Genomic DNA, 15,725 nt, shown 5'->3' on the forward strand with positions numbered 1-15,725 from the left:
AATGAAGGTTTCAGGAAAAGTAGTCGTGGTGACAGGCGGCGGGAACGGCATCGGTGCGGCGATGGCTCGTCGTTTTTCGGCGGAAGGCGCACGCGCGATCGTCGTCGCTGACCTGGATGGTCATGCGGCAACAAGAGTGGCGGAAGAAATTGGCGGGCATGGTGTACTGACAAATGTCGCCGTAGAGGACAACGTCAAAAGATTAGTCCGTGAAACGATCGCGCAGTTCGGCAACATTGACCTATTCTGTTCGAATGCTGGTGTATCCCTTGGACTCGGCATCGACACCCCAGACGCTGGATGGGACAAGGCATGGTCGGTGAATGTGATGTCGCAGGTTTACGCCGCACGGGCTGTTGTTCCGCACATGCTCGAACGCGGTGATGGTTATCTTCTGCAAACCGCATCGGCGGCTGGCCTACTTTCCATCTCGGATCCTTCCTACGCCGTGACCAAACACGGTTCGGTCGCCTTTGCTGAATGGCTCGCGATTGCCTATGGCGGAAATGGCATCAAGGTGAGCTGCTTCTGTCCGATGGGTGTGCGCACCAACATGCTGCTCGACTCGGTGAGTGAGGCTGACCAGGCAGCGTTGCTGGAGAACTCTGTTACGCCGGAGGCGGCGGCCGATGCGGTGGTAAAGGGCCTGGACGACGAGCGCTTTCTCATTCTCACCCACCCGGAGGTGTTGGGCTACATGAATCGTAAGGTGAGCGACTACGACCGCTGGCTCGACGGCATGCGGCGATATCAGCAGAAGTCTAAGACGCCTTTGCACTAGCAAGTTTGCGCAAGACAACACCGGCATTGCGACGTAAGTTGCGCATAAAGAAAATGCCCGGGAGGTAGGTGACTTCGCCTTGCCCGACGCCGTCCCTTTAATTTCTTGAAGCCTATTAATCAAGCCGTCCCTGAGGAGACCTTGTCGGACGGGACAAACCAATATCGCGGCGCATTCGGGCTTCACGTACCAAGTTCTTGTCATGTGTTCCTTGCGACGCATGCAGGACAGGCGAGCACCACCGACAAGGTGACGCCAACAGTAATACCACCATTCCATCAGGAGAGTTGAATAATGAAAAATACAGTTCCGGCCCTCGCGCTTCTGGGCATATTTGGGAGCGCCTCGGCGCAGTCCGCAATCACCATTTACGGTTCTGTCGATGCCGGTGTCCGCAATCTCACCAATGTGGATGCGGCCGGTGGTGACCGCTTGACCATGGGCTCGACCGGCACCTCCATGTCCAACCGCATCGGCTTCAAAGGTGTGGAAGATCTGGGAGGCGGCTACAATGCGCACTTCGTGCTGGAGAGCGGTTTCAACTCCGGCACCGGCGCGCTCGACGCAGCCAATACCCTGTTCAATCGTACCGCGGCTGTCGGACTCGGCGGATCGTTTGGCAGCCTCGATTTCGGCCGGCAATACACGGTCGCATTTAGGACGATTGCGGTGTACGAACCGTTTTCGTATCGTTTTCCGACGATTACGTACGCCGTTCCCGCTTCGGCTGGCGTGCGTTACAACAACGACATTCAGTACATCGGCACCTTCGGCCCGGTGACGGTGCGCGCGGAGTATGCCTTGGGTGAACAGGCGGGAACCGTTTCCGGTGCGTCGGCCAAGGCAGTCGGCGCCAGCTATACGAACGGCCCGATTGCCTTCGGCGGCGCGTATACGCAGCGTAAGCCACTAGTTGGTGGCACGTTCCGCGACAATAGCCACTTCACCGTCGGCGGGGCCTATACTGCAGGTAAGCTGCGTGCTGCCGTGGGCTACGCTGATGAAGAGCAGGAAACGGCCACCGTTGACACCACCAGCAAGTATGCGTGGGGCGGTCTTACCTATGCCATTTCGCCAGCGATCAGCGTCAGCGGTGCGTATTACCAGAACAAGGCAGAAACCGCGGGTGTGTCGGGCAAGCGAGATCTGTATATCCTGGCGGGCTATTACTCACTCTCCAAGCGCACCAGCCTTTACGCGGAAGTCGATCGTACTAAGTATCGTGATAGCCTCGTGGCCCCTCCGGCACAGACGAGCCAGACAGGGATCTCTGTCGGCGTTAATCACATATTCTAAGTAATTAAATGGAAGGGGGTGTCATAGCGCCCCCCTTTGCGTTAATGCCGTTCCATAGCAGCAAAGGTCGGCGTCGAATAGTCAAGCTCGCCACGGACCGCGCACTTCAAATAGCTACTTTGCGCAAGAGTCACGCAACAACGATCAGTAGACTGAACTTGGCAGACCTAAATGCCATTCTGACCGTTCTGCATAAAAAGGCAGAGGCAGGCAATACGTTTTCATTCACCCCCGCCGTCGTCGCGTCGTTTATGTAACGTATCGCGATAGACGGGGCGTCTGACAGAAATTTTTCAAGGAGACAGGTATGGGTTGGAAGATCAGCATGGTTGCACTGGCCTGCGCATTTGGCGCAACGGCATCAGTGTACGCGCAAGTACAAGGCGTAACAGACAAGGAAATTGTTCTCGGTGTGATTACGGATTTGTCCGGTGCGGTCGCGCAATACGGCAAGGAGTCGCGCAACGGGATGCAGATGAAAGTCGACGAAATCAATGCCCAAGGCGGAGTCAATGGCCGAAAACTGCGGCTGGTCGTTGAGGATAACGGCTACGATCCAAAAAAGGCAGTTCTTGCCACGCAAAAGCTGGTCACAGGCGAGAAAGTTTTTGCGGTGCTCGGACATCTCGGGACCGCTACGAACATGGCTGTCTTGCCCTTCCTGATAGAGAACAAAGTATTCAATTTCCTTCCACAGGGGGCGTCGAAGGAATTCTACGATCCGCCAAACCCATACAAGGTGGCTCTGGCTCCATCCTACCGTTTCATGGCCACCACCTCACTTAGATATCTGCTTGAAAAGAAGGACTATAAGAAGATCGGTGTCCTGTATCAGGATGATGATTTTGGGCAGGATGTCCTTGCCGGTGTAGAACTTCAGTTGAAAGCCGACAAAAAATCGCTTGTAGAGAAGGTGTCATATAAACGCGGTGCAACTGATTTTTCTTCTCAGATGGCGAAGCTGCGTGCGGCAGACTGCGATCTTGTAATAGTCGGTGCGACTCTGCGCGAACTTGTCGGCTCGGTGCTGGAGGCGAAGAAGATCGGCTTCAGTCCAGCCATTCTTACGACGGCGGCGGCGTATTCGCAACAAGTGCCTGCGTTGGGTGGCAGGTCAATGGACGGCATCTACGCCTCTTCGTTTATCCCGTTGCCCTATAACGACGATCCGAACCCGGCGGTGCGTGAGTATGCTGCAGCTTACACGAAGCGATTTAACGAATCCCCCGGCCTTTACTCCATGTATGGCACCTACACGGTGGACTCCTTTGCAAAAATTGCAGCCAAAGCTGGTAAGAATCTTACCCCAGAGACGTTCAATGCGGCGATGGAATCGACCCGGCTTGAGCCGGACAATTTTGGCAATCCAGGCTTCGTCGTAACAAAAAATGATCGCCTGGCGGTGAAGCGGATTCGTATGTTTCAGATCGTGGACGGCAAGTGGCGCCCGGTCAGCGACCTGATCGAAACGGCGGCGCACAGCAACTAAGGCATTAACTGCACAACAAAAAGAATCCAACGTGGCACTTTTATTTGAAGTTGGCCGGTGATAATTGGCGGCGGAGTAGCGAGCATTCCGCCGCCCTTTCGTTTTCTGCCGCCTACACGTCTTAAATATAAATAAATATGACTACTAGCATGGAAAACGGATCCCTCGCCGCCGGCACGGTCGGGGACCTGCTGTCAGCAACGACTGCACGCCATGGTGACAGGACCGCCTACCTCTATGAAGGCAAACGGTACACATTCCGGGAAGTCGAGGCTGCCGCCGCTGAACTATCCAGCCGGCTTGTCAGCCTGGGCATCGCGAAGGGGGATCGCATTGCGGTCATTGCACTGAACCAGATTGAGTGGGTGGTTGCGTTCTTCGCCGCAGCGAGGATAGGTGCCGTCATTGTGGGCCTGAATGTCCGTTACCGGGAAACCGAACTGGATTACATGCTCAACGACAGCATGGCGAAGGCGGTGATTTCGCTCCCCAAGTATGGTGATTTCAGCTACATCTCATACTTTGCCGACCGCAAAAGCAAGCTCCCGCATCTGCATCATCAGCTGTTCCTGAAGGCGACCGGGGAGCCTGGAGGTATAGTATTTCCTGCGAATGCCGGCAAGGCCGAGACACTGCCTGCTTCGGCGCCGTCGGTAGCGCCAGATGATCTTTTGATGATCATCTATACTTCTGGCACTACCGGGATGCCGAAGGGGGCCGGCTTGTCCCATCGTTCGGCCCTGCTGTCGGCCCATGCGCAAGCTAGCCACATCCGTGCGAACCCGGATGATCTGATACAGCTCGCCAACCCGTTAAACCATGTCGGCGGAATCACTTGCGGGATCCTTACTTTCCTTATAGGAGGAGGGTGCTGCGAACTAGTACCCGTGTTCAAGGCCGATACGGTACTCGAGATGATGGAGCGCAATCCTCCGACAGTGATTAGCGGTGTTCCCACGATGCTGACGCTGTTGATGATGAATCCTAAAATCCACGAGGTCGATCTCAATACTGTTCGCCTGGTATTTACCGGTGGTTCGAACGTGGACGAGACACTGCTGCTGCGACTTGGCGAAAAACTGCGCAATGCGCGCCTGATGAATCTTTATGGCCTGACGGAAGCGTCGGGTGCCATCGTCATGACTCCTTGGGACGCACAGCATGACGATTTGCTCCGGTCAATCGGCAAGCCACTTGACGGTGCGGAATTCAGAATCATTTTGTCAAATGGGGATGTGGCAAAACCCTCCGAAGCGGGCGAACTCTGGTTCCGTGGCCTTGGCGTTGTCAAGGGATATGTCGGCTCGCGTCGCCACGACGACACTTTCGACCGCGATGGGTGGCTGCATACCGGAGATCTCGGATATATCGATGAACGCGGCTATATCTTCCTGCTGGGCCGCTCCAAGGATATGTATATTCAGGGTGGCTTTAATGTGTATCCCGCGGAGATCGAGAATGTCATTGCCACGCATCCCGATGTGGTGCTGGTCGCGGGTATCGGCACGCCCGACCCGGTGCTCGATGAAATCGGCCGATATTACATTATCAGAAGGCCAGGCTCCTGCCTGTCGGAGCAAGACATTGTCGATTACTGCAGACTGCGTCTTGCTGACTACAAGGTGCCGCGGCAGGTTGTATTTCGCGAATCGCTGCCCATGACGCCCGCCGGGAAAATCCAGAAAGCGGTTTTGCGGGCCGAATAGCGCTCCACCTGCTCAGCCTGAGACTCACATCAAGCACGCTCCCCGGATGGGCAGCGTGCTTTATTTTTGCCTGATCGCACCCCCAATCCGTGGAAGCCCCGCATTTGTTAGAAAAAGTTATCAAGCGCACGCTTGATGAAACTCTACTTGTGCCCTGTCAGGTGATGAAATAAATTTCACTTGTTTTTCAATTACTTAGGAGGGTAAACAGAAGAAATATTGTGGTAAATGTACTGGAAGGCAACATTAAATAAAACATCAACCAAGCACTTGCTTTGTAAGCCGCCCTATGTCACTCTATTCGCCAACAAAAAGAAAAACAGGTGAAGCAGCAGTTTCTATTCATTAACGGAGACAGATCGCCGTACCGGGGTTTCCCCGTGGTGCGATTTCAAGGAGAGTGACATGGCCCAAGCAATGAAGTCGAAAGGCGGAACCGGATCGGCGCAATCCATTCAAGTGAGCAATATGCTTATGCTGATTACGCGCGGACGCGTAGGCTACATTGGTTTGCTGGGGCGTCCGCAAACCCGGGAATTCGGCTCGCTGGTAGTCTATATTTCGCTCTCATCCCCATTTCAGATACAAGTCGGCAATGGGGAGTGGGAAAGAGCCGAGATGTTCGTCGTTGCCCCGGATACCCCCCATCGCATCACGACCAGCGACCGTGTGATCGGCGTCCTCCTGATCGAACCCGAAACGATCGATCTCGGCAAGCTGCCGCAATGGCTGCAACCCAGCACGCATGCAAGTCAGTGTTTACCGGGCCTGGAACGCGTGCGCGAAGCGTTCCGCTTACTGCGTAACAAGGAAGTGGACATCGCCCGCGTAAAGGAAGACTTCGACAGATTCTTCCTCGGGCAGGAACTGGCACCACGCAAGCTTGACGCGCGCATGATGACGATCGTGGAACGCATTAACCAGGACCCGTGCGGCCTGATAGGTGCGGAAGAATGCGCCAAAATGGTGGGCCTGTCGTTTTCCCGATTCCTTCATCTGTTCAAGGAAGACGTAGGAACCACATTCCGCAGTTTCCGCGCTTGGAAGCGCGCCCGCAGTTTTCTCTGGTATGTGAATACTGCATCGAGCCTGACTGACATCGCCCTCGATATCGGCTATCCGGATTCCTCGCATTTTAGTCATACCGTCCGCAGGTACTGGGGTCTGACGCCAAAGGATATTCTCGCCGGGTCGCGCCGTCTGGCTGTTATTAATCATAGCAACGCGCCTGTTTCCTTGACTTGAACATGCAAAATGACCACCCAGCGCCGGCAACGGAAAGAAAACTGGCATCCCCCTCCGTAAAGAGCAGGCGTGCAATCGAGCCGACGGTATCCCGCGACCGTATCTTGCATGCGGCTGCCCGCCTGTTCCGGGAGCGTGGTTATCAGGCAACGACGGTCCGGGATATTGCGGAGGCTGTCGGCATCCTATCGGGAAGCCTGTTTTATCACTTTCGCTCAAAGGCAGAAATCCTGCTTGAGATCATGCGCGAAGCCGCCCTCAGCCTTTGTCTGCGGGCCGAGGATGTATTGACACGGACCGAAGATCCGGCCGAGCGCCTGAAACAGATCATCGACATCGAACTTGAGTGGATGGTCGGGGACATCAAAAAGGATTATCTCGCGGTGCTTGTATTCGAGTGGCGTGAAGTGCCGGAATCGGCAATGCCGGAATTTACCCGTCTGCGCGTGCGCTACCACAGCATTTGGAGGAACGTACTCGAGCAATACGACGAGGCCGTTCCCCTGCGCATACCGGCCGACGCGGCTGCGCGCATTCTGCATGGTGCGCTTATGGGAGCCATGACATGGTTCCGTACCTCGGGTCGCTACAGCACAAAAGAATTCCGCGATATGCTGATCAAGCTCGTGCAGGAATAGTTCAACATCAGGGCTAAACCTTCAGCCAATTGACGCAAGATTGTCGTCTCCTCAACTGTTAGCCTGCTGTTTTGAAAGGGCGCAGCGCGCGCCTCTCATCACAACTACATGAGGAGTCCACAAAATGAATGAAGCCGTCATTGTCTCGACAGCGCGCACGCCTGTCGGGCGCGCCTTCCGCGGAGCGCTGAACAACATCAAGTCGCCTACGCTTCTGGGACATGCGATTCATCATGCGGTCAAACGGGCCGGTATCGATGGCCGGGAGGTCGATGATATCGTGATGGGGACCGTGCTGTCGGCCGGTACTGCAGGTATGAATCTCGCTCGCCTTGCCGGCATAGCTTCCGGTCTGCCGGACACCGTGTCAGGACAGACGATGGATCGCCAATGTTCATCCGGATTGATGGCGATCGCAACGGCAGCCAAGCAGATCATCGTCGATGGCATGCAGGTCGTCGTGGCAGGGGGCCATGAAAACATCTCGGCAGTGCAAAGCCGCTACATGGAATGGGTGGCCGCTGAAGCCGATCCGGCGGTCGTACAAAAGGTTGCGCAGGCCTACATGCCGATGTTGCAGACGGCAGAATTCGTGTCGCAGAAATACGGCATTTCGCGCGAGGTGCAGGACGCGTATGCGCTCTCGTCCCAGCTGCGCACAGCGCGTGCGCAGCAGCAGGGCCTGTTCGACGACGAAATCATCCCGATTACCGCCGACATGGCCATCGTGGACAAAGAAACCAAGGCAGTGTCGTATAAATCCGTGACGCTGGGTCGGGACGAAGGAAACCGTCCCGAGACCACGCTGGAAAGCCTGCAGGCATTGAAGCCGGTCATCGAGGGCGGTGTTGTTACGGCGGGCAACGCCAGTCAGTTGTCAGATGGCGCCTCCGCTTGTGTCGTGATGGATCGCCGTACCGCCGAGCGCAAGGGCCTGCATCCATTGGGGATCTACCGCGGCATGGCAGTCGCCGGTTGCGCCCCCGAGGAAATGGGTATTGGACCTATCTATGCCATTCCCAAACTACTCAGGCAGCATGGCTTAAAGGTGGATGACATCGGCCTGTGGGAACTGAACGAGGCCTTCGCTTGCCAGGTAATTTATTGTCGCGATCACCTCGGTATCGACCCGGAAAAGTACAACGTCAACGGAGGCGGAATCTCGATCGGACATCCTTACGGCATGACAGGTGCCCGTCTTGTGGGCCACGCTCTGCTCGAGGGCAAGCGCAGGGGTGTCAAGTATGTTGTCGTCTCCATGTGTGTGGGAGGCGGGATGGGTGCCGCAGGCCTGTTCGAAGTTGCTTGAGCAGAGGCAGTGAGGAGATGCAAATGAACTTCCAGACACTGAATGATATCCTCCCTTTTCAGATTGAAAAAAATCCAGGTGCGGTGGCATGCAGCGCGAATGACCGCACGTACAGCTTCCAGCTTTTGGAGCAGCACGTTAACCGCATCGGCAACGCACTGCTCAGATTGGGGATCCAGTCCGGTGACCGTGTCGCGTGCCTGACCAAACATCACATTGAATGTTTGATGCTGTCACTGGCGGCTTGCAAAATCGGCGCGGTGTGCATGCCGGTGAACTGGCGTCTTGCCGCGCCGGAAATCGAGTACATCGTAAACAACGGCGAGGCGCGTTTCCTTATGGTGGATGCGGCCTTCCTGCCAGTGGTTGAGCAGGCGAAGCTTCCGGGCGTCCTCAGGACCGTATGCACGGAAAATGCAGTTGACGCCGTACCGGGATTCGAATCGTGGTCTGCGGGTGCCGATGCTGACCTGGTGGCAGTGCCTGCCGGACCTGACGATGCAGCGTTGCAATTGTACTCGTCGGGCACAACAGGTTTGCCGAAAGGCGTAGTGCTTTCCCACCGGGGGCTGCTGTCGACTTGTTCAACCTGCGCGGAGGAGTGGGTTTTTCAGGGTGACAGCATTCTCGGTAATCCACTACCAACCTTCCATGTCGCCGGCATGACCATGCTGCTACTCCCGCTCTATACGGGCGGGCGGACAGTCACCTTCCCGGATTTTGATCCGTCCGGGTTCATCGATAGCGTTGGACACCATGGCATTACCCATGCATTTCTGGTTCCGGCCATGTTGCAGTTTATGCTGAACGCGCCAAACGCGGAGGCCGGCAATTACCAGTCCCTGCGCCTGATTTCCTATGGCGGATCACCCATCAGTGAACGTGTACTGAAGGATGCGATGCGGGTCTTTAAATGCGGATTCCTGCAGGTTTACGGGCTAACGGAGGTATCGGGGCCTGCCACTTTCCTGCGGCCGGAGGATCATCAACCTGGGGGTGAGCGATCCTACCTACTCCGGTCCGCAGGAAAACCAATCGGCGCTGCAGGTTTGAGAATTGTCGATCCCGGTACGCTCGATGACGCACCCGATGGCGAGGTCGGTGAGGTCTGGATCGAAACCGTCCGGAATTTTAAAGAGTACTGGCGCAATCCAAAGGCCACAGCCGAGGCATTCCCGGAGGGCCGCAACGAACGGGGCGGCTGGTTCCGATCAGGCGATGCAGGCTATTTGAAGGATGGATACCTGTTTATCCATGACCGCGTGAAGGACATGATCATTTCGGGCGGCGAGAACATTTACCCAGCCGAAGTGGAGAACGTCCTGATGCAACATCCCGACGTCGCAGACGGCGCCGTGTTTGCGGTACCCGACAATACGTGGGGCGAAGCGGTCAAGGCTGCTGTGGTTCTGCGCCCGGGCGTCACCTTGACAGAGAAAGAACTCATTGCGTTCATGCGAGAACGTTTAGCCCACTACAAGTGCCCGAAATCCGTGGACTTTGCTGAGGCTCTGCCGCGTAATCCTTCGGGTAAGTTGCTCAAGCGCGTTCTGCGCGCACCCTATTGGGAACAGCGCGACAGGCTCGTCAGTTGAAGCAAGCAATACAGTTTTCTTTTGCCTCCGGGTGTCAGCCTTTGAGGGGGCGGAAACGCACCCTTTTTTATTACGCGACATCCTGCTATGTGCAGCCAGTTCTCACAAGATCGGATGCGCAGTGGCTGATATGCTGCAAGGGACTCAACTTGGCGGGAAGGAAAAGCGATGGCTGAACTGGTAATGTGTGAAATTGTCGATGGAATCGCCGCCATTACGCTCAATCGGCCAGACAACGGCAATGCCCTCGATAGCGCGATGGGGCGCGCACTCATTACGGCTGTGAACGAGGTCATCAGCGACAAATCCGTCCGGACAGTGATGCTGACCGGCAGCGGAAAATCCTTCTGCGTGGGCGGCGACATTGCGGAAATGCGTTCCGCGAACGATCTTTCGGTTCTCATGGAAGCTGCGATCTCCGAACTGCACGCATTAATTCGCATGTTAAAGAAGCTTCCGATCCCGGTCATCTCCGCGTTGAACGGACCGATCGGCGGCGGGGGCATCGGTCTGGCGTTATGTGCGGACATCGTGCTCGCTGCTGAATCGATGAAATTGCGTGGAGGCTATTCCGCAATCGGGTTGACGCCCGACCTTGGTGCGTCCTATCTTCTTGCAGCAAGGGCCGGTGCTGCCCGTGCGAAGGAAATTCTGTTGATGAACGAGCCGATCGGTGCCAGGCAGTGCCTGGAGTGGGGTATTGTTAATGCGGTGCTTCCAGATGCGGAGTTGCATAGCGAAGCGTGGAAGCACGCACGGAGACTGGCGTCTGGCGCCTCTCTCTCATTCGGGCGCATCAAGCATCTCGTCGACGGTGCGGCGACGCGGTCGCTTGACGATCATCTCACGCTGGAGGAAGGCTACATGATCGCCTCCGCGCGGTCGGCGGATGGAAAGGAAGGCGTGGCCGCATTCATGGAAAAGCGCCGCCCGTACTTCACAGCGAAATGACCTAAATTACTTCAAGGAATGACATGAAAGACGTGTGCGCCGATCTGCTTGAGGAATATAACGAACTGGCTGCGCTGGCGGAGAAACTGACGCCAGAGCAATGGCACGCCAAAACAGCATTTTTTGGCTGGACGCCTTGGGACGAGATCGCACACCTGTGCTTCTTCGACGAAACCGGGCTGCTTGCAGCAACGGATGCCGATGCGTTTGCTGCAAATACCCGAGCGCTGATGACAGAGCTGGGGAAGGGGCGCGAGATTAGTGCCATCACGCGGGAAAAGTATGGCGCAATGGATGGCACCAGACTGCTGGTGTATTGGCGTACCCGCTTCGAGGCGTTATCGAATGCCCTTGCGCGTCTTGATTCAAAGGCGAGGCTGCCATGGTATGGTCCGACGATGAGTGCCCGCTCATTTGCGACGGCCCGCATGATGGAAACCTGGGCACATGGACAGGATGTATTCGACATCGTACGCGTGCCACGTCAGCCGTCCCGCCGCCTCAAGCACATTGCCCACATTGGTGCCACCACGTATGGCTGGACCTTCGTCAATCGCAAGCTCCCAGTCCCGGAACCGGCACCTTACATTGAACTGAGTGCGCCTGGCAACGAGACCTGGACTTGGAATGAGCCGGCGGCCGATAATGCCGTGCGCGGCAAGGCGGAAGAATTCTGTCTCGTCGTGACGCAGCGCCGGAATATCGCGGATACGCAGCTGCAGGTCACCGGCGTACCCGCTACGTATTGGATGTCCATAGCTCAGTGTTTTGCCGGGCCACCGGCTACCCCACCTGATCCTGGCGTGCGCGTCGTGCAGTACGACGACGCTGCTTCCATCTCTGGATAAGACGAATGCCGTCGATGAGTACGGAAGGCCTGTCGCTGACGTTTTCGCTTCGCGAGGAAATCGACGATAGAATGCGTGCGCTACGCGTAACGTTGGGAGAAAAGACGCCATCAGAGTACGCTTTCTCCAACCTTTATCTGTTTCGCCAGGCGCACGATTACCGTTACTTTCCAGGGCCGCTGCCGCGAATTACTGGCAAGACCTACGACGGCGCCCGCCACGTGCTTCCGCTCTTCGATCCACGCCAGGCGTCACCGGCCGAACTTGCCGAGGTGCTGCGCGACCAGGATTTCCTGTTTCCGGTGGCGGAAGATACGCTCGCGTCGCTGGACCCAAGCCGGCTTTACTGGACCGATTCGCCCGACGACGCCGATTACTTCTATCCTGCAGAGAACTTCCGGACGTACCGTGGTGATCTGTTGCGCAAGAAATATAATTTAATGCAGCAGCTGCTCGCCTCATGGCGGATCGACGTAAAGCCCTTAACGGAAGACACTTCGGTTGATGCCGCTCTGGTCCTCGAGACATGGATGCGAGATAAGAAAAAGCTGCCAGGCGAAGCCGACGACAGTGCCTGTAGCGAAGCCCTTCGGCTGTACCGCCATTTCGGGATGGAAGGTATCGTTTTCTATGCGGACGAACGTCCCGCCGGCTTTCTCATCGCACAGCCGTTCACCCCGTCCGTCGCCGTCATGCGGTTCGCGAAGGGCAGCGACGCGTACAAGGGCATCTACCAGTATATGTTCCACCACTATTGCGCAACCAGAAGCCAGCTGCAATGGATCAACTTCGAGCAGGACCTCGGCCTGGCCAACTTCCGGCAGACCAAGCGTTCCTATCAACCCTCGTCGATGCTGCGCAAATTCCGGGTCCGCGTCCGGACGTAACATCCGGTCCTTCCACATCCTTGCGCCTAAACTTATTCATCAGCCACTTTACGCAAGACGTTTCGTGCACCGGGTAGTAACTTTCATATACACGAAGCGATGCGCATTCCGCAAATCGAGATTTGCATTTTGGGTACCTTTACTCCACATACAACATGGCTATCATTGAAACGAATATTTCCACCAGTAGCGAGACATTCCAGTCCAGCCGCGACGGCATGCTGTCTCTGCTTGGAAAAGTGCGCAAACTCGAAGAGCGCACACGCCGCGCCTCAGCCGCGTCGAAATCGCGTTTCGAGAAACGTGCGCAGCTCCTGCCGCGTGAGCGGCTGTCGCTCCTGCTCGATCATGGGACACCCTTCCTGGAACTGTCGACGTTGACCGGCTACTGCATGGACAACACGGATCCGGATAAGAGCGTGCCAGGAGGCGGTGTAATCGCCGGTATCGGCTATGTCTCCGGAGTCCGCTGCATGATTAGCGCCTCCGACTCTGGTATTGATGCTGGTGCCTTGCAGCCGAAAGGTCTCGACAAGCAACTGCGGGTTCAGGAACTTGCACTTGAGAACAAGCTCCCGTACATCCAGTTGGTAGAGAGCGCAGGGGCCAACCTGATGGCTTACCGTGTCGAAGAGTTTGTGCGCGGCGGGAATCTGTTCCGCAACCTCGCCCGCCTCTCCGCAGCCGGCCTGCCTGTTGTCACAGTCACGCACGGATCATCCACCGCGGGTGGCGCCTACCAGACCGGCTTGTCTGACTACATCATCATGGTGCGCGGACGCTCCCGCGCATTCCTCGCGGGACCACCGCTGCTCAAGGCAGCAACCGGCGAGATAGCAACCGAGGAAGAGCTCGGAGGCGCGGAGATGCACACCAGCATTTCCGGTCTCGGCGACTATCTTGCGGAAGACGACCGCGACGCGCTGCGCATTGCACGCGACATTATGGGCAAGCTGGAGTGGAACCGTGGCGTGTCGGCAGAGCCCCAGCGCAGCGTCAAACCGCCGCGCTACGACACCGAAGAGTTGCTCGGCATTATGCCCATGGACCACAAGCGTCCAGTGGACATGAGGGAGGTGATTGCGCGCATCGTCGACGACTCCGATTTCCTGGAGTTTGGCGCGCTGTACGGCTCAGGTACCGTGTGTGGCAATGCGATGCTGGACGGCCATCCGATCGGTATCATCACGAACAATGGTCCAATCGATCCTGCTGGCGCAGCTAAGGCGACGCACTTCATTCAGGCATGTTGCCAGGCACAGGTGCCGATCCTTTACCTCAACAACACGACCGGGTTCATGGTCGGTCGCACGTATGAGGAGGCCGGCAGCATCAAGCACGGTTCGAAGATGATCCAGGCGGTGACGAATGCAACCGTTCCGCAGATCACAATCTATTGTGGCGCATCGTTTGGCGCGGGAAACTACGGCATGTGTGGACGAGGTTTTCACCCGCGCTTTTGCTTCTCCTGGCCAAATGCCAAGACCGCTGTGATGGGTGGCGAGCAGGCGGCGCAGACAATGGTGATTGTTACGGAAGCGGCGATGAAGCGCAAAGGTGAAGTCGACCAGGGCAAGCTTGAATCCGTGCGCCAGAAGATCGTTGATAACTTTGATCGCCAGATGGACGTATTCACGACCAGCGCACATGTGCTGGACGACGGCGTCATCGATCCGCGCGACACGCGCTCAGTGCTTTCCTATGTGTTATCGATCTGTCGCGAGGCGCAGGTGCGCGAACCGCACAAGATGCAGTTTTCTGTTGCTCGCCCCTGACGGTCAACTTTTCAAAGGAAGTACCCGAAATGAAGTTTACACAGGAACACGAAGAAGTTCGGCGCACCATCCAGCGCTTCATTGCGCAAGAGATCAATCCTTATGTGGACGAGTGGGAAGAGGCTGAAACGTTTCCCGCGCACCAGCTGTTCAGGAAGATGGGCGAACTTGGCCTGCTCGGCCTGACCAAGCCGGTGGAGTTCGGCGGCATGGGGTTAGACCTGTCCTATGGTGCACTCCTTGCGGAGACGCTGGGTGAGGTCGATTGCGCCGGCGTTCCGATGGCGATCGGCGTGCAGACAGACATGGCTACACCGGCACTGGCCGAACGTGGATCCGATGAGCTGCGCAAGGAGTTTCTCGCACCGGCGATCGCTGGCGACATGGTGGCCTGTCTCGGGGTATCGGAAGTGGGAAGCGGTTCCGACGTGGCGTCAGTCAAGACCACTGCACGCAAGGATGGCGACGATTACGTCATTAATGGCGGAAAGATGTGGACCACCAATGGCACCCAGGCCGATTTCTGTGTCGTCCTGGCGAATACCTCGGATGGGGCAGCGCATCGCAACAAGTCGCTGATTGTCGTGCCAATGAAAACGCGAGGCGTCGAGGTGACGAAGAAGATCCGCAAAATTGGCATGAACTCCTCCGACACGGCACAACTCTTTTTTGACGAAGTCCGCGTCCCTCAGCGTTACCGTATCGGCGAGGAAGGTAAGGGTTTTATTTACCAGATGGAGCAGTTCCAGGTCGAACGGATCTGGGGTGCCATGAACGCCGTCGGCATCCTGGACCAGATGATCGACAAGACGATCGAATACACGCGTGAACGCAAAGCGTTCGGACGTTCCATTCTTGACAACCAGTGGGTTCAATTCAAGCTGGCCGAGTACAAGACGGAAGTGGAGGCGCTGCGCTCACTATGCTATCGGGCTGTCGACATTGTCGTCGATGGGAAGGATGCCACCGAACTGGCTTCGATGGCAAAGCTCAAGGCAGGACGTCTGATGCGCGAGGTCACCGACGGCTGCCTCCAATTCTGGGGCGGAATGGGCTTTGTCTGGGAGAGCCGCATATCGCGCGCCTATCGCGACGGCCGCCTGCCCTCCATCGGGGGCGGCGCAGACGAAGTGATGATGCAGATTATTTCCAAATTCATGGGCACGTATCCCAAGAATAATTAACGTATATCCAGGAAGCTGAAC

The 15,725-nt window shown here is 56.6% G+C and carries 13 protein-coding genes; all 13 read left to right on the forward strand.

Features of this window, described 5'->3' with window-relative positions; all coding sequences use genetic code 11:
- Window position 1: 1 nt before the first annotated feature.
- Window positions 2-781 (forward strand): SDR family oxidoreductase, encoded by a 780-nt coding sequence (locus D3871_RS18725; protein ID WP_119770595.1) that lies wholly within the window; start codon window positions 2-4, stop codon window positions 779-781.
- Window positions 782-1,075: 294 nt separating this feature from the next.
- Window positions 1,076-2,077 carry a porin gene (locus D3871_RS18730; RefSeq protein ID WP_119770596.1) on the forward strand — a complete coding sequence of 334 codons (1,002 nt, stop codon included), beginning with the start codon at window positions 1,076-1,078 and terminating at the stop codon, window positions 2,075-2,077.
- A gap of 307 nt (window positions 2,078-2,384) precedes the next feature.
- Entirely contained in the window at window positions 2,385-3,566 is a 1,182-nt protein-coding gene (locus tag D3871_RS18740; protein ID WP_119770598.1) for an ABC transporter substrate-binding protein, read from the forward strand.
- 149 nt (window positions 3,567-3,715) lie between these two features.
- Window positions 3,716-5,272 (forward strand): class I adenylate-forming enzyme family protein, encoded by a 1,557-nt coding sequence (locus D3871_RS18745; RefSeq protein ID WP_119770599.1) that lies wholly within the window; start codon window positions 3,716-3,718, stop codon window positions 5,270-5,272.
- A gap of 405 nt (window positions 5,273-5,677) precedes the next feature.
- Window positions 5,678-6,517: a helix-turn-helix domain-containing protein gene (locus tag D3871_RS18750; RefSeq protein WP_233575715.1), complete on the forward strand. Its 840-nt coding sequence runs from the start codon at window positions 5,678-5,680 to the stop codon at window positions 6,515-6,517.
- A 2-nt stretch (window positions 6,518-6,519) separates the two neighbouring features.
- Window positions 6,520-7,155 carry a TetR/AcrR family transcriptional regulator gene (locus tag D3871_RS18755; RefSeq protein WP_119770600.1) on the forward strand — a complete coding sequence of 212 codons (636 nt, stop codon included), beginning with the start codon at window positions 6,520-6,522 and terminating at the stop codon, window positions 7,153-7,155.
- A gap of 124 nt (window positions 7,156-7,279) precedes the next feature.
- A complete protein-coding gene (locus tag D3871_RS18760) occupies window positions 7,280-8,464 on the forward strand; it encodes an acetyl-CoA C-acyltransferase (protein WP_119770601.1) in 1,185 nt (394 codons plus the stop codon).
- A gap of 23 nt (window positions 8,465-8,487) precedes the next feature.
- Window positions 8,488-10,059, forward strand: a complete 1,572-nt coding sequence (locus D3871_RS18765; RefSeq protein ID WP_158597980.1) for a long-chain-fatty-acid--CoA ligase — start codon at window positions 8,488-8,490, stop codon at window positions 10,057-10,059.
- A 168-nt stretch (window positions 10,060-10,227) separates the two neighbouring features.
- Window positions 10,228-11,010: an enoyl-CoA hydratase-related protein gene (locus tag D3871_RS18770; protein WP_119770603.1), complete on the forward strand. Its 783-nt coding sequence runs from the start codon at window positions 10,228-10,230 to the stop codon at window positions 11,008-11,010.
- A gap of 23 nt (window positions 11,011-11,033) precedes the next feature.
- A complete protein-coding gene (locus tag D3871_RS18775; protein WP_119770604.1) occupies window positions 11,034-11,858 on the forward strand; it encodes a TIGR03084 family metal-binding protein in 825 nt (274 codons plus the stop codon).
- A 14-nt stretch (window positions 11,859-11,872) separates the two neighbouring features.
- Window positions 11,873-12,745: a phosphatidylglycerol lysyltransferase domain-containing protein gene (locus tag D3871_RS18780; protein ID WP_158597981.1), complete on the forward strand. Its 873-nt coding sequence runs from the start codon at window positions 11,873-11,875 to the stop codon at window positions 12,743-12,745.
- A 155-nt stretch (window positions 12,746-12,900) separates the two neighbouring features.
- Entirely contained in the window at window positions 12,901-14,520 is a 1,620-nt protein-coding gene (locus D3871_RS18785; RefSeq protein ID WP_119770606.1) for an acyl-CoA carboxylase subunit beta, read from the forward strand.
- A gap of 29 nt (window positions 14,521-14,549) precedes the next feature.
- The gene (locus D3871_RS18790) at window positions 14,550-15,704 is read left to right on the forward strand and encodes an acyl-CoA dehydrogenase family protein (RefSeq protein WP_119770607.1); all 1,155 of its coding nucleotides are present in this window, start codon (window positions 14,550-14,552) and stop codon (window positions 15,702-15,704) included.
- Window positions 15,705-15,725: the final 21 nt, after the last annotated feature.

The organism is Noviherbaspirillum saxi, from assembly GCF_003591035.1.
GTDB lineage: Bacteria > Pseudomonadota > Gammaproteobacteria > Burkholderiales > Burkholderiaceae_D > Noviherbaspirillum > Noviherbaspirillum saxi.

Coding starts and splice junctions, on each gene's coding strand:
- D3871_RS18725 (WP_119770595.1), top strand. CDS start 2: ATGAAGGTTTCAGGAAAAGTAGTCGTGGTGACAGGCGGCGGGAACGGC.
- D3871_RS18730 (WP_119770596.1), top strand. CDS start 1,076: ATGAAAAATACAGTTCCGGCCCTCGCGCTTCTGGGCATATTTGGGAGC.
- D3871_RS18740 (WP_119770598.1), top strand. CDS start 2,385: ATGGGTTGGAAGATCAGCATGGTTGCACTGGCCTGCGCATTTGGCGCA.
- D3871_RS18745 (WP_119770599.1), top strand. CDS start 3,716: ATGGAAAACGGATCCCTCGCCGCCGGCACGGTCGGGGACCTGCTGTCA.
- D3871_RS18750 (WP_233575715.1), top strand. CDS start 5,678: ATGGCCCAAGCAATGAAGTCGAAAGGCGGAACCGGATCGGCGCAATCC.
- D3871_RS18755 (WP_119770600.1), top strand. CDS start 6,520: ATGCAAAATGACCACCCAGCGCCGGCAACGGAAAGAAAACTGGCATCC.
- D3871_RS18760 (WP_119770601.1), top strand. CDS start 7,280: ATGAATGAAGCCGTCATTGTCTCGACAGCGCGCACGCCTGTCGGGCGC.
- D3871_RS18765 (WP_158597980.1), top strand. CDS start 8,488: ATGAACTTCCAGACACTGAATGATATCCTCCCTTTTCAGATTGAAAAA.
- D3871_RS18770 (WP_119770603.1), top strand. CDS start 10,228: ATGGCTGAACTGGTAATGTGTGAAATTGTCGATGGAATCGCCGCCATT.
- D3871_RS18775 (WP_119770604.1), top strand. CDS start 11,034: ATGAAAGACGTGTGCGCCGATCTGCTTGAGGAATATAACGAACTGGCT.
- D3871_RS18780 (WP_158597981.1), top strand. CDS start 11,873: ATGAGTACGGAAGGCCTGTCGCTGACGTTTTCGCTTCGCGAGGAAATC.
- D3871_RS18785 (WP_119770606.1), top strand. CDS start 12,901: ATGGCTATCATTGAAACGAATATTTCCACCAGTAGCGAGACATTCCAG.
- D3871_RS18790 (WP_119770607.1), top strand. CDS start 14,550: ATGAAGTTTACACAGGAACACGAAGAAGTTCGGCGCACCATCCAGCGC.